8 protein-coding genes are annotated in these 13,359 nt (G+C 63.9%); 7 read left to right on the plus strand and 1 reads right to left on the minus strand.

The window, feature by feature from the left end; genetic code table 11:
- The first annotated feature begins 119 nt into the window (after positions 1–119).
- The 6 genes from B7E11_RS16470 to B7E11_RS16495 all read left to right on the plus strand — a co-directional run bounded on the left by B7E11_RS16470 (position 120) and on the right by B7E11_RS16495 (position 11,818).
- Positions 120–1,847 (plus strand): response regulator transcription factor, encoded by a 1,728-nt coding sequence (locus B7E11_RS16470; RefSeq protein ID WP_176220792.1) that lies wholly within the window; start codon positions 120–122, stop codon positions 1,845–1,847.
- A 142-nt stretch (positions 1,848–1,989) separates the two neighbouring features.
- Positions 1,990–3,714, plus strand: coding sequence for a glycoside hydrolase family protein (locus B7E11_RS16475; protein WP_080836584.1), 1,725 nt, complete (start codon positions 1,990–1,992; stop codon positions 3,712–3,714).
- A gap of 402 nt (positions 3,715–4,116) precedes the next feature.
- Positions 4,117–4,905 (plus strand): aspartate/glutamate racemase family protein, encoded by a 789-nt coding sequence (locus B7E11_RS16480; protein ID WP_080836586.1) that lies wholly within the window; start codon positions 4,117–4,119, stop codon positions 4,903–4,905.
- A gap of 950 nt (positions 4,906–5,855) precedes the next feature.
- Positions 5,856–7,115: a ribulose-bisphosphate carboxylase large subunit family protein gene (locus tag B7E11_RS16485; protein WP_080836587.1), complete on the plus strand. Its 1,260-nt coding sequence runs from the start codon at positions 5,856–5,858 to the stop codon at positions 7,113–7,115.
- A gap of 7 nt (positions 7,116–7,122) precedes the next feature.
- On the plus strand, positions 7,123–8,583 hold the full coding sequence (locus tag B7E11_RS16490) for a four-carbon acid sugar kinase family protein (RefSeq protein ID WP_080836590.1): 1,461 nt from the start codon (positions 7,123–7,125) through the stop codon (positions 8,581–8,583).
- A gap of 67 nt (positions 8,584–8,650) precedes the next feature.
- On the plus strand, positions 8,651–11,818 hold the full coding sequence (locus B7E11_RS16495) for a glycoside hydrolase family 2 TIM barrel-domain containing protein (protein ID WP_080836591.1): 3,168 nt from the start codon (positions 8,651–8,653) through the stop codon (positions 11,816–11,818).
- A gap of 51 nt (positions 11,819–11,869) precedes the next feature.
- Here B7E11_RS16495 and B7E11_RS16500 read toward each other — a convergent pair whose 3' ends face one another.
- Entirely contained in the window at positions 11,870–12,409 is a 540-nt protein-coding gene (locus B7E11_RS16500; RefSeq protein WP_080836593.1) for a phosphoribosyltransferase family protein, read from the minus strand.
- A gap of 271 nt (positions 12,410–12,680) precedes the next feature.
- On the opposite strand from B7E11_RS16500, the gene ssuE reads away from it, so the two are divergent.
- On the plus strand, positions 12,681–13,232 hold the full coding sequence (ssuE, locus tag B7E11_RS16505; protein WP_080840853.1) for an NADPH-dependent FMN reductase: 552 nt from the start codon (positions 12,681–12,683) through the stop codon (positions 13,230–13,232).
- Positions 13,233–13,359: the final 127 nt, after the last annotated feature.

Consider the following 13,359-nt stretch of genomic DNA (forward strand, 5'->3'; position numbering starts at 1 on the left):
CAGGCGAGACGCGGACGGCGGCGGCAGGCGAGGAGGCGCGGACAGGCGGCGGGCATGGGGCGCGGAAGGTCGGCATGGCGAAAACCGGCGGATGCGGCAAACGGAGCGGAGGTGCGGATATGCGCAAAGTGATGGTGGTCGACGATGAAAAATGGGTGCGGCGCGGGCTCGTTCAATCGATCCCGTGGGATCGGCTCGGCCTGCGGCTTGCCGGCGAAGCGGCCGACGGCCAGGACGCCTTTGAAATGGCGCTCGAGCTAAAGCCCGATCTGATGTTCCTCGACATGCGGATGCCGGGGCTGGACGGCAAGCAGCTGCTCGCCATGCTGGGCGGCGCCATGCCGGGCCTCGTCACGATCGTCGTCAGCGGTTATTCGGATTTCGAATACACGAAGCAGGCGATCCGTCACCACGCCTTCGATTATTTGCTCAAGCCCGTCAAAAAGGAGGAGCTTGCGAGCGTGCTGGAAAAGGCGCTGGAGGAGCTGGACCGCCGGGACGGCGAGCGTCTTGCGGCCGAGGAGGGCCGGCGGGGCGACGGCTGGTTCCGCGATTTGCTGCTGGCGCGGGAGCCGGAGCATCCGGCGTTTTCGCCCCGTGTCGGACGTGCGGAGGCCGAGGCGCGTTCGAAAGAGGGCGGGCGTCCCGAAAATGCGGAACGGTCCGGAGGGGAGGGCCGCCCGGAACGGACGGAGCCCGCAAGGCGGGAAAGCACCGCTTCGGATGAAGAGGGGGAGGTGCCGTCCTCCTGGGCGGGCAAGGAAGCGGTCGTCTTCGCGGCGCAGGCCGACCGCTACCCGGCGGACGGCGGGGGGGCCGCCTGGCTGCGGGCGCTGCGGGAGAAGTTCGGCCGGGAGCGGGCGTTCTACTTCGGCGGCGACTGGCAGCTCGCGCTGTCGCCCGCGCCGGACGGCCGCCCCGAAGCGGTCGGCGCCGTTGCCGCGGGCAAGCTGCCGGCCCCCGAGCTGAAGCGGCTGCTCGCGGACATCCAGGCCGAGCTGAAGCGGCAGGGCGGCTCCGGCTGCAGCATCGGCGCAAGCGAGGTCGGGCCGGCCGAGGCGAGCCGCCTGCGCCGGGCTTACGCGCAGGCGCAAGCCGCCCTTGCCGGGCGACAGCTTGGCGAAAGGGAGAAAATCCTGTTCGCGGCGGCCGCCGATCCGCCGGGTTCGTCTTTGCAGCCCTACCCGCAGAAGCGGGAACAAGCGTTTCTGCTCGCGCTGCAGCTGGGAAACAAGGAGGAGGCCGAGCGCGAATTCGACATGCTGTTCGCTTCGATCAGCGGCGAAACGGCGACGGTCGACCAGCTGCAGCGGGGGGCGATTTTGCTCGTTCACGCGCTGGAGCGGCAGCTTCGCGCCGCCGAGACGAGCCTGGAGAGCGTCTGCGGCAAACACCCGCTGGCGCTTGCGGAAGCGCTGCGGCTGCGGGTCGACCCCGAATCGGTGCGGGCGGTGTTCTCGGGCGAGATCATTCCCGCCGTGCTGAAGGCGGCGGGGCGGCGGGGCGAGACGCAAGGCGAGCAGATCGTCCGCGAGGTGCTGAAGCTGATCGAGACGCATTACGACCAGCCGCTTTCGCTGCAGCATATCGCGGAGAGCCGGTTCGTCAATCCGGACTATTTGAGCCGGCTGTTCAAAAAGACGACCGGCAGCACCTTCGTCGATTATTTGGCGGATATCCGCATCCGGAAATCGATGGAGCTCATGAAGGTGCCGACCTACAAAAACTATGAAATCGCCCATAAGGTCGGGTACGAGGACTACCGGTATTTCAGCCAGATTTTCAAAAAGAAAACCGGCAAGACGATCGGAGAGTTCCGAAGCGCCGCCGGTTGCGGCAAAACGTAGACGCAAAGCAGGGCCCGGCGGCCTTAACGCCATTTGGCGGCCTTTTGCGAAACGGATGCGGCCCGCGCCGGAACTTTTTCGCCGTAACATCAGGAAGCAAGGCAAGCGATGCAAATCCACTACGGAAGAGGAGAGATGGAAAATGGCCAAAAGGCTTATTCCCGATACGCTGATGCTGGAGGAACGGGCGGGACACGCGCTGAACGCGATGGCAGGCATGTCCGATCCGGATTTTCACGGTTATCCTTTTTTTGCGGCCAACCTGATGTCGAGTCCCGCGAACATGACGCACGGAGATTGGGACTTCGGCTCGTCCCACGGCCGGATGATCGACGGCATGATTTTGGCCCGGCATATGTCGGGCGAAACGCTCGGCGAGGATATCGAGGCCAAATATCGCGAAAATCTGCTTTCGTTTTTCAAGGAAGACGGCCTCAGCTACCGTCAGCACAATCCGAACCACGACTGGGAGCAAAACGCCAACCTGATCGACCAGCGCGCCGTCATCCTGTCGCTGACGACCTGGTACATGGCGAGCGGGGACCCGAAGGTCAAGGAGGCGGCCGACCGCCACGTCGCCGCGCTGAAGCGGATCGCGATCAAGGAGCGCGAAGTGTGGTACTACCCGGCGTCCGAATACAAGGAGGACGGCTGGCCGTCCAAAAACGCGGTGCTGCTCAGGCTTGCGCCCGATCCGGCCGCTTTTTGCGGGCGCCTCATCATGCCGCTGCTCAAATATCACGAGGTGACGGGCAATCCGGACGCTTTCGAACTGTGCCGGTTCTTTACGGCGCTCATCGTCGAGCGCAGCGGCGTGTTCAACGAGGACGGCAGCTTCAACGACGCGCTGGCGTACCGGAGCGGCCACTTCCATACGCGCCTCGGCACGCTGGACGCGATCGCGCGCTTCGGCGCGTTTACGGGCGACGCGAAGCTGATCGCCTGGGTCGAGAAAAGCTACGCCTGGGCGCTGACCAAGTGCACCGCGTTCGGGTGGACGCCGGGCGACTTGAAGGAGCAGGCGTACGAGCACGAAACGTGCTCGCTCGTCGACCTCATCGCGACGGGCATTACGCTGGCGAAGAGCGGCTACTCGAAATATTGGGGAACGGTCGAGCGGTTTCTGCGCAACCATCTGGCCGAGTCGCAGCTGCTCGATCTCGATTGGGTGCAGGAGACGGACGACAAGTCCGGCAACATCCCGGGCAAAATCAGCTATACCGACGTGGCGAAGCGCACGCGCGGCGCCTTTGCGGGCTATTCCGCGCCGAACGATTTTTGCTGCGACGTCAATCACGGCCGGGGCCACACGAACGATTTGCAAATTTGCTGTCTCGGCTCGGGCACCCGCGGCCTGTACATGGGCTGGAGCAACACGGTGACGGAATCGAAGGGGACGGTCAGCGTCAATTTTCTGCTGAACCGCGGCTCCGTCTGGCTCGACGTCGACAGCTATTTGCCGCATGAAGGAAAAGTCGTGCTGCACGTTCATCGGGACATTCCCGAGCTGCAAATCCGTATTCCCGAATGGGCCGGCTATGCGAAGGTACGGATCGTTCGCGAACGGGGAGGCAGCGTGACGGAAGGCCGCGGCATGGATCCGAGCAGCTGGGTGAAGGAACACTTCCTGCTGCTGGGCCGGGCCTGCGCGGGAGAAACGATTACCGTCACGTTCCCGCTGGACGAGCGGACGACCGTCGAAACGGCGATCGGCCAAACGTTTTTGACGCAATGGCGCGGCGACGACGTCGTCGGCATTTCTCCGGAAGGGCGGCACCATCCGTTTTACAGCGGACGCAAGGTGTACGACACGGCGCCGATGCGCGAAGGCGACTACCGGCGGCTGGAAAACGAAATCGTATGGTAATGCCGGGCGGCGGGCTTAGGCCCGCTGCTTTTGGGCTGTCTTGACGCGGTATCGTGCATTTCAGGCGGATGCATCAGCGGATATATCGGCGGGTACTTCAGGCGGATGCATCAGCGGATATATCGGCGGGTACTTCAGGCGGATACATCAGCGGATATATTGGCGGGACGTCGCCCGGCCGGTTGCGGATTAGACGCAAAATGGGCGGAACAGGCTCGAATGAGACGTTTGCGCAGGCAATGCCTGCACATTCGCAGGAATTTCACCCTCCGCCGGTCGTTTCCGCTTAAAAGAATGCAGATTTGCAGGTTTTCATACGAGTTGCCGTACGGATAACGAAAAGACGATTCGGCTCAATCGCCAGAGAATCGCGGAAAGATCCACAGAAGGAGGAGTTTTGCGATGAAAACCGTTGTTGCCGTCTATACGGGCCAGGGGTTGGCCGATCCGTTGAAGGCCGTTTTCAAAGAGGTGCTGCCGGACGTGCGGCTGGTCAACATTATCGACGATTCCCTCATCGGGGACGTCGTCAAGGCAGGGAGCGTTCCCCCTGGGGTTGCGCGCAGGCTGGTGCAATATTTTCATCACGGCGAGGAGCTGGGCGCCGACGTGATCTTGAATACGTGCTCGTCGGTCGGCGAAGCGGCCGACGACGCGCGCAAGCTGATCGGCATCCCGATCGTCAAAATCGACGACGCGATGGCCGCCAAAGCGGCCTCGGCGTACGGCCGAGTCGCCGTTTTGGCCACGCTGCCGTCGACGCTTCGGCCGACGATGCGCCTGATCGAGAGGAAAGCGGCCGAAGCGGGGCGCGAGGTCGCGCTCGTGAACGGGCTTGCGGCGGGAGCGTTCGAAGCGCTGACCGGCGGGAACCCGGAGGAGCACGACCGCATTTTGCTCGAGACCGCGCTGCGCGTCGCGCAGGATGCGGATGCGATCGTGCTCGCGCAAGGCTCGATGGCGCGGATGGAGAAGGCGCTGGCCGAGGCGACGGGCAAGCCGGTGCTGTCCAGTCCGCGGCTCGGCGTCGAGCAGGTGAAAGAGACGCTGGAACGGCTGAGCCGGGGGGAGCCTGCCGGGCAAGGCGGCACGGAAGGGGGCGGCGGACAGGAGGAGCGGCAAGCGACGTCCGACAGCGCCGCCCCGCGCTTCGGCGCCGAACTCGGCGGCGGGCAGGCGCCGGTTTGCTGATCGGTTCGGTGCGGAGCAACCGGATCGCGGGTCAGGCGCCTTGCGACCGAGTTAACGCAAGAAGGGGAGCCAGTCCCCTGTATGGCGTGACGGCGATACGGGAATAGGCCGATGTGGCGCACCCGGTGCGCTACATGGCGGGCTGCGGCGAGAAACGAGCCGATGTGGCGCACCCCGTGCGCTACATGGGCGGCCAGCTGTGCGGAATGAGCCGATGTGGTGCACCTAGTGCGCTACATGGGCGGGCTGCGGCGAGAAACGAGCCGATGTGGCGCACCTAGTGCGCTACATGGGCGGCCAGCTGTGCGGAATGAGCCGATGTGGCGCACCCCGTGCGCTACATGGGCGGCCAGCTGTGCGGAATGAGCCGATGTGATGCACCCCGTGCGCTATATGGGCGGCGAGCTGTGCGAAATGAGCCGATGTGGCGCACCTAGTGCGCTACATGGGCAAGCAGCGGCGGGGAATGAGCCGATGTGGTGCACCCCGTGCGCTACATGGGCAAGCAGCGGCGGGGAATGAGCCGATGTGGTGCACCCCGTGCGCTACATGGGCGGGCAGCGGCGGGGAATGAGCCGATGTGGCGCACCCCGTGCGCTACATGGGCAAGCAGCGGCGGGGAATAGGCCGATGTGGCGCACCCGGTGCGCTACATGGCGGGGTGCGGCGAGAAACGAGCCGATGTGGCGCACCCCGTGCGCTACATGGGCGGGCAGCGGCGGGGAATGAGCCGATGTGGCGCACCCCGTGCGCTACATGGGCAAGCAGCGGCGGGGAATGAGCCGATGTGGCGCACCCCGTGCGCTACATGGGCAAGCAGCGGCGGGGAATGAGCCGATGTGGCGCACCTAGTGCGCTACATGGGCAGGGTGCGGCGGGAAATGAGCCGATGTAATGCACCCGGTGCACGTTCAGGATAAAAGTTGATGCGTCAAAGGGGGAGCGAAAAAATGAGCGAGGAGCGCGTAAAGGCGGTTTATTTGGCGGAGACGCCTTTTTCGCTGGAAAAGGCGGCGGAAATTATCGCCGGGGAGCAGTCGACCGGGACGTTTACGGCGGTGCCCGGCGAAACGGAGGCGCTGAAGGAGAAGCATGCCGCCCGAGTGGAAGCGGTGGAGACGCTGGAGGAGACGGACGCGCCTTCGCTGCCCGGCGCCAAGCTGCCGAAGGCGCACGACGGGAAGTACCGGCGGGGAAAAATCACGGTCTCGTTCCCGCTGCGCAATTTCGGCCCGTCGATTCCGAACCTGATGTCGGCGGTAGCGGGCAATTTGTACGAGCTGCAGGAGCTGTCCGGCCTTCGCCTCGTCGATTTGGAGCTGCCCGCGGCGTTCGCGTCCCGTTATCCGGGACCGAAATTCGGCATCGAAGGCACGCGGCGGCTGACGGGCGTTTACGATCGTCCGATTCTCGGAACGATCGTAAAGCCGAGCGTCGGCTTGTCGCCGGAGGAGTTGGGCAAGCTCGTCTACGATTTGGCGCTCGCCGGCATGGATTTTATCAAGGATGACGAGCTGAACGCCAATCCGCCGTATTTTCCGCTGGAACAAAAGGTCAAAACGGTGATGGAGGCGGTGGAGCGCGCGGCCGACGCCACCGGACGGAAGCTGATGTACGCGTTCAACATTACGGGGGACATCGACGAGCTGCGGGCGAATCACGATTTGGTCGTAAGCTCCGGCGGAACGTGCGTCATGGTGAGCATTTTGAGCGTCGGGCTGGCCGGGCTGGCCCATTTGAACGGCTATAGCGAGGTTCCGATTCACGGCCACCGCAATCAATGGGGGATGATGACGCGTGCGCCTTTGCTCGGCTTCGAGTTTACCGCGTATCAAAAGCTGTGCCGGCTCGCCGGCGCGGACCAGCTGCACGTCAACGGCCTGAACAGCAAGTTTTACGAAAGCAACGAATCGGTGCTTCGTTCGATCGCGGCGTGCACGACTCCGCTGTTCGGCGATTATCTCGCGATGCCCGTCGTCTCTTCCGCCCAGTGGGCGGGCACGGCCCCGGCGACCTACGAGGCGACCGGCAGCGTCGACGTCATGCACCTCGCCGGCGGCGGCATGCTGGCGCATCCGGACGGGCCGGCCGCCGGCTTCGAGAGCATGAAGCTCGGCTGGGAGGCGGCGGTCAAGGGCATCCCGCTGGACGAATACGCGCGCAGCCATCCAAGCCTGCGGCGGGCGATTGAAAAATACGGAAAGGGCTGATCGCGCCATGGAAGAAAACGAAGCGATACGCCCGGGGCCGGGTGCGGAAAGCAAGCGTCGCCGGCGGCCGATTTGCTATTACGGCGACGATTTTACCGGGTCGACGGACGTGCTGGAGGCGCTGTTCCGGTCCGGGCTGAAATCGGTGTTGTTTTTGGAGCCGCCGACCGAGGAACAGCTTGCCGGGCCGTTTGCCGATGCCGAAGCCTTCGGCGTGGCCGGCGTCGGCCGGTCGATGTCGACGGACGAGATGGAGCGCGAATTGCGGCCGATTTTCGAAACGCTGAAGCGCTCGGGCGCGGCGATCGTGCATTACAAAATCTGCTCCACGTTCGATTCGTCGCCCGGCACGGGCAGCATCGGCAAGGCGGCGGAGATCGGGCGCGATATTTTCGGCGGCCGTTATGTTCCGCTGCTTGCGGGCGTCCCGTACTTGGGCCGATATACGCTGTTCGGCCACCATTTCGCGGCGGCGGGCGAGGCCGTGTACCGGCTTGACCGCCATCCGACGATGTCCCGCCACCCGGTGACGCCGATGGCGGAGTCGGATTTGCGCCTTCATCTGTCCGGGCAGACGAAGCTGAGGACGGCGCTGATGGACATTTTGGCGTTGGACGGGGCCGTCGAAGACGTGCGCGCCCGCCTCGAAGCGCGGCTTAAAGCCGAATCGCCGGACATCGTCCTGTTCGACGCCTTCGACGAGGAGCGCCTGCGGACGGCGGGACGCCTGATCCTGGAGGAGGCCGAACGTTCGGACGCCTTGTTCGTCGTCGGTTCTTCCGGCGTCGAGTATGCGCTCGGCGCCTGCTGGCGGGAAGACGGGGGCCCTGGCGGGCCCGCAGCTCTCGCGGCGGATGCGAAGAACGGCGGAGTTCAGGCCGGAAACCGGGAGCGACAAGCCGTCGGCTCCGTCGACCGGCTCCTTGTCGTCTCCGGCAGCTGCTCCCCGGTAACGGAGAAGCAGATCGCTCAAGCCCTGGACGCCGGCTTTGTCGGCATTCGGGTGCCGGCGCACGAGCTGATCCGTCCGGACAGCGCCGAAGCGGCGAGGCTGAGGCTGCTGGAGGAGGCGAAGTCTCGCCTGCTCGCGGGCCGCAGCGTCGTGCTGTACTCCGCCTCCGGCCCCGGCGACCCGAGCATCGCCGAGCTTCGTCGGGCGCTCGAGGGCCAGGGCATGCGAGCCGAGGACAGCAGCCGCGTGCTCGGGGCGGTGCTGGGCTCGCTGACCCGGACGCTTGCGGCGGAAACGGGACTGAAGCGCGTGCTCATCGCAGGCGGAGACACGTCCGGCTACGTCACCCGGGAGCTTGGCATCTACGCGCTCGAATGCGTGTCCGCGCTTGCCCCGGGCGCTCCGCTGTGCCGGGCTTTTTCGAACGACTCTGCGTTCGACGGCCTGGAGCTGGTGCTGAAGGGCGGGCAGGTCGGCGGAGACCGTTTTTTCGAAAAGGTGCGGCGAGGGGAATAGAACCTGACCCGGGCCGCAAACCCGGACGGAATACACGGAAGCCGCGCCCCAGAAGGAGGAAAATGCCATGCAGGAAGCGCCGACGGCGCAAGCGAGCAAGCCCGATTGGATGAACCTGGACGTCCTCGCGCGAAACGCGGAGGCCCCCCATGCCTATATGATTCCTTACGCCGGCCGCGAGTCGGCCCTGAAGGAGCCGCGCGAGGCGTCTCCTTTTTTCCGTTTGTTGAACGGCGATTGGAAGTTTCGGTACTGCGAGTCTCCCGAAGAGGCTCCCGCGCGGTTCGAAGCGCCGGATTACGCGGACGACGAGTGGGCGACGCTGCCCGTGCCGGGCAATTGGCAGCTGCACGGGTACGGACGTCCGCACTACAGCAGCTGTCCGTATCCGTTCCCGGTCGACCCGCCGCATGTGCCGGCGGACAACCCGACGGGCTGCTACCGGACCGCGTTCCGCCTCGGCGAAGCCTGGGAAGGCCGCAGCGTCCTGCTCGTGTTCGAAGGGGTCGATTCCGCTTTTCACGTTTGGGTGAACGGCGAGCTTGCCGGCTATAGCCAGGGCAGCCATATGGCCGCCGAATTCGAGATTACGGACCGGCTCGTTTCCGGGGACAACGTTCTCGCGGTCAAAGTGTATCAATGGTCGGACGGCAGTTACCTGGAAAGCCAGGACAAATGGCGGCTGAGCGGCATTTTCCGGGATGTGTACTTGCTGGCGCCGGCCCCGGTTACGATTCGGGACGCGAAGGTGAGGACGGACGCGAACGAGAAGGGAGGCGACGCGGAGCTGAGCGTGTCGCTGGCCGTCGCCAATCTTTCGCGGCATGAGCAGCCTTCCTGCCGTTTGCGGATCGAACTGCTGGATGCGGACGACCGCCCGGTGCTGGACCGGACGCTAAGCGTATCTCCGGCTCCGCTTCCGGGAGAGGAACGGACCGTGACGCTCGGCGAAAAGCTCTCGGCACCGAACCTCTGGACGGCGGAAACGCCTTATTTGTACGCGCTTTTGCTGACGTTGACGGATCCGGACGGACGCATAATGGAAGTCAAACGAATCGCCGTCGGCTTCCGAACGGTCCGGATCGCGGACGGAAAGCTGCTCGTCAACGGCCGGCCGATCGTCGTCAAGGGCGTGAATCGCAACGAATTCGATCCCTGGCGCGGCTTTGCGGTATCCGTCGAGCAGATGGAGCGGGACGTCGTGCTCATGAAAAGGCATCATATCAACACGGTCCGGCTGTCCCACTACCCGAACGATCCCCGCTTTCTGGAGCTGTGCGACCGGCACGGGCTCTACGTCATCGACGAGGCGGATTTGGAAACGCACGGCTTCGCGTTTACCGGCGAGCGCGTCAACCAGGAGACGCCGGGGTTTGCGAAAGGGGCGGCGGAAAGCTATCTGTCCAAGCATCCGGCCTGGACGGCCGCCTATATCGACAGAGCCAGACGAATGGTGGAGCGGGATCGCAATTTTCCGTCGGTCATCGTCTGGTCGCTCGGCAACGAGTCGGGCTACGGCCCGAATCACGACGCTATGGCGGCATGGGTGCGCGAGGCCGATCCGACCCGGCCGATCCATTACGAGCGGGCGTACGACGCGCCGATCGTCGATATCGTCAGCACGATGTACCCGTCCGTCGACATGCTGATCGCCGAAGCGAACAAGCCGGACAGCCGTCCTTATTTAATGGTCGAATACGGACATGCGATGGGAAATTCCACCGGCAATTTGCGGGAGTACTGGGATGCCGTCTACGCGTATCCGCGCCTGCTCGGCGGGCTGATCTGGGAATGGACGGACCTCGCGATCGGCCGAAAAACGGAAACCGGGGAACCGTACTACGCGTACGGGGGCGATTTCGGGGAAGAGCCGCACAGCGGAAATTTCTGCCTGGACGGCCTGCTGTTTCCGGACGGCGCGCCGAAAGCCTCCCTTCTGGAATATAAAAAAGTTCTCGAACCCGTCAAAACGGAAGCCTGGAACGCGGAAACCGGCGAATGGACGGTCCGCAACCGTTACGATACGCTGACGCTCTCCCATTTGCGGGGAGCTTGGGAGCTGAAGCGGGACGGAGAAACGATCGCGAACGGCGAGCTTCCGGCTCTTTCCGCGGGTCCGGGCGGGACGGAGACGGTGCGTATTCCGCTGCCGGAGCGGCTTCCCGCCGAAGCGGGCGAATACTGGGTTCACGCGAGCTTCGTTCTGCGCGAAGGGACGTCGTGGGCGGAGGCGGGCCATGAAACGGCGTGGGCGGATTTGCCGCTGTTCGTCATCGCGAAGGAGCGGGAGGAGGCGCGTTCCGGCGGAAAAACGGCGACCGTCGCCGGAGAAGCGTCCGGCAAGCGGGAGGCGCTTCGCGTCGAAGAAGACGGCCGGCACGTTCGCGTGCTTGGCGGCGATTTTTCGGTAACGTTCGACAAGCGCACGGGACAGCTTTGCGAATGGCGCGTTCAGGGAGTTCCGGTGCTCGCCTCGGGGCCGAAGCCGAACTTCTGGCGGGCCCCGGTCGACAATGACGTGCGAATGGCCAAGGAATGGGCGAAGGCGGGCTACGATCGCCTTATCACCAACGTACGGAATGTAGCGGTGAAAAAAACGGGCGATTCCGAGCTGGTCGTCACGGCCGATTCCGTCATCGGCGCAAGGGGCGAAAGCGTCGCGTTCCGGGCGCGGACGACCGCTGCCGTGCGGGCGGGCGGAGAGCTGCTGCTCGAGGCGCTCGTCGAGCCGAGAGAAGGACTTCCGCCGCTGCCCCGCTTCGGCTTCGAGCTGTCGATGCCGGCCGGCTTCGAGCGGCTCGACTGGTTCGGCCGGGGGCCGCACGAATGCTATGCCGACCGCAAGGAAAGCGGGAAGCTCGGCGTTTACGGAGGAACGGTGCAGGAGCAGTTCGTGCCGTACGTCAAGCCGCAGGAAAACGGCAACAAGGCCGACGTCCGCTGGGCTGCGGTGACGAACGCCGCGGGAATCGGCCTGCGCTTCGCGGAATCCGGCGGCAGGCCCTTCAACGTCAGCGCGCACCACTATTCGACCGAGGACCTGATGCGGACAAGTCACGTTCATTTGCTGACGAGGCTGGGCGAGACGATCGTCAAGCTCGACGCCGCCCAAAGCGGCCTCGGCAACCACAGCTGCGGCTACGCGCCGACGCTCGAACAATACTTGCTGCGGCCGGACAAGACGCTGTCTTTTTCGCTGAACGTTCGTCCTTGCCGGGCCGAAATCCGCAGCTAGAAAAAGACCGGGCCAGGAGCGCGCCCAATCGCTCCTCCCGGTCCTTTCGGTTCAACGGGGAAACAAAGGAAGCTTCTCCAGAAAAACGATATCGTCCCGGCCGGCCGCATCGCCTTCGGCCAAAATGGCCGCCTTCGCCTCGACGATGCCGCCGGCCAGCCCGACAAGCTCCTCCAGGGCGCGCAGCGATTCTCCCGTGCTGATCACGTCGTCGACGATCGCGACGCGTTTGCCCCGCAAAAACTCGGCGTCCGCCCGGTCCAAAGCCAGTACCTGCTCCTTCTGCGTCGTAATCGAAACGACTTTGTGCAGCAGGGGGGCGGCCATGTAAGGCTTGACGCTTTTTCTGGCGACGACGTAGCGTCCGAGGCCGAGCCTTCTCGAAAGCTCGTAGGCGAGCGGAATGCCTTTCGCTTCGGCGGTCACGATGACATCGACCGGCGGGAGCTTCCCGGCCAGCGCCTCGGCTGCCTTTTCGACCAGCTCCGCATCTCCCAAAATGACGAAGCTGGCGATGCAAAGCTTATCCGTGATCGGAATTACGGGAAGTTCCCGCGCAAGTCCCGCGACTTTCAGCGTATATGAATTCATGTTGATGTTCCTCTCGCAGCGAATGGGGTTCCAAATCCGTCGGCCGGCTTCCCGGCGACTCCTAAATCATACAGGACTTGTCTCATGCTCATCAAGCGTCGAAAGGGACGAAACGGCATGCATCCCGACACCGCGTGGCAGAAATATTTGCATTATCGAAATGTTTTTGATAACTTGAGCTTGAAGACAGAATATTTGCACGTTATAATTCAATATAATCCTAGAGGTTATATCGGAATTGACGTCTCGCGAGAAAAGGAACGTGATCAAAGTGGCCAAAATTGTCATTATCGTCGGAAGTCCGGTTCAAAAGTCCAGATTGCACGCCGTCGTCGATCGGGTTCGCAGCCAAACGGAAGCGTCGGGCAACGAGGTGTCCGTCCTTTACGTCCGCGATCTTCCCGCGGAAGATCTGCTCCACGCGCGCTTCGACAGCGAGGCGATTATCTCCGCCAACAAGCAAGTGGAGGAAGCCGACGCCGTGATTATCGCCACGCCGGTCTACAAAGCTTCGTTTACGGGCATTCTTAAAGCTTTCCTCGACCTGCTGCCGCAAAAGGGCCTGGACAACAAGCTCGTGCTGCCGATCGCCGTCGGCGGGACGATCGCCCATCTTCTGTCCATCGATTTCGCGATGAAGCCGGTTTTTTCCGTGCTCGGCGCGCGCAACATTTTGACGGGCGTCTTCGTTCTCGATACCCAGGTCGTTTGGAACGACCAAGGCGGCGCGGACATCGCCGAAGAAGCGACGACCCGTCTGGATCGTTCGGTCGCCCAGCTCGTCCAGGAAGCGGAATGGCTGTCCGGCAAGGCGCAGGCGTAACGCTTCGTTTTGCTTGACGCTTATGTGGCCCCCCCGATCGGATACCCGGCCGGCAGGGGCCTTTTTAATGCACGGACGGAAAGCGTCGTACGGCTCGCGGCGGTTCGGCGCGCTTGCGCGGATTTTT

Source organism: Cohnella massiliensis (assembly GCF_900169535.1).
GTDB classification, from domain to species: Bacteria; Bacillota; Bacilli; order Paenibacillales; family Paenibacillaceae; genus Cohnella; species Cohnella algarum.

Coding starts and splice junctions, on each gene's coding strand:
- B7E11_RS16480 (WP_080836586.1), top strand. CDS start 4,117: ATGAAAACCGTTGTTGCCGTCTATACGGGCCAGGGGTTGGCCGATCCG.
- B7E11_RS16485 (WP_080836587.1), top strand. CDS start 5,856: ATGAGCGAGGAGCGCGTAAAGGCGGTTTATTTGGCGGAGACGCCTTTT.
- B7E11_RS16475 (WP_080836584.1), top strand. CDS start 1,990: ATGGCCAAAAGGCTTATTCCCGATACGCTGATGCTGGAGGAACGGGCG.
- B7E11_RS16490 (WP_080836590.1), top strand. CDS start 7,123: ATGGAAGAAAACGAAGCGATACGCCCGGGGCCGGGTGCGGAAAGCAAG.
- B7E11_RS16470 (WP_176220792.1), top strand. CDS start 120: ATGCGCAAAGTGATGGTGGTCGACGATGAAAAATGGGTGCGGCGCGGG.
- B7E11_RS16500 (WP_080836593.1), bottom strand. CDS start 12,409: ATGAATTCATATACGCTGAAAGTCGCGGGACTTGCGCGGGAACTTCCC.
- B7E11_RS16495 (WP_080836591.1), top strand. CDS start 8,651: ATGCAGGAAGCGCCGACGGCGCAAGCGAGCAAGCCCGATTGGATGAAC.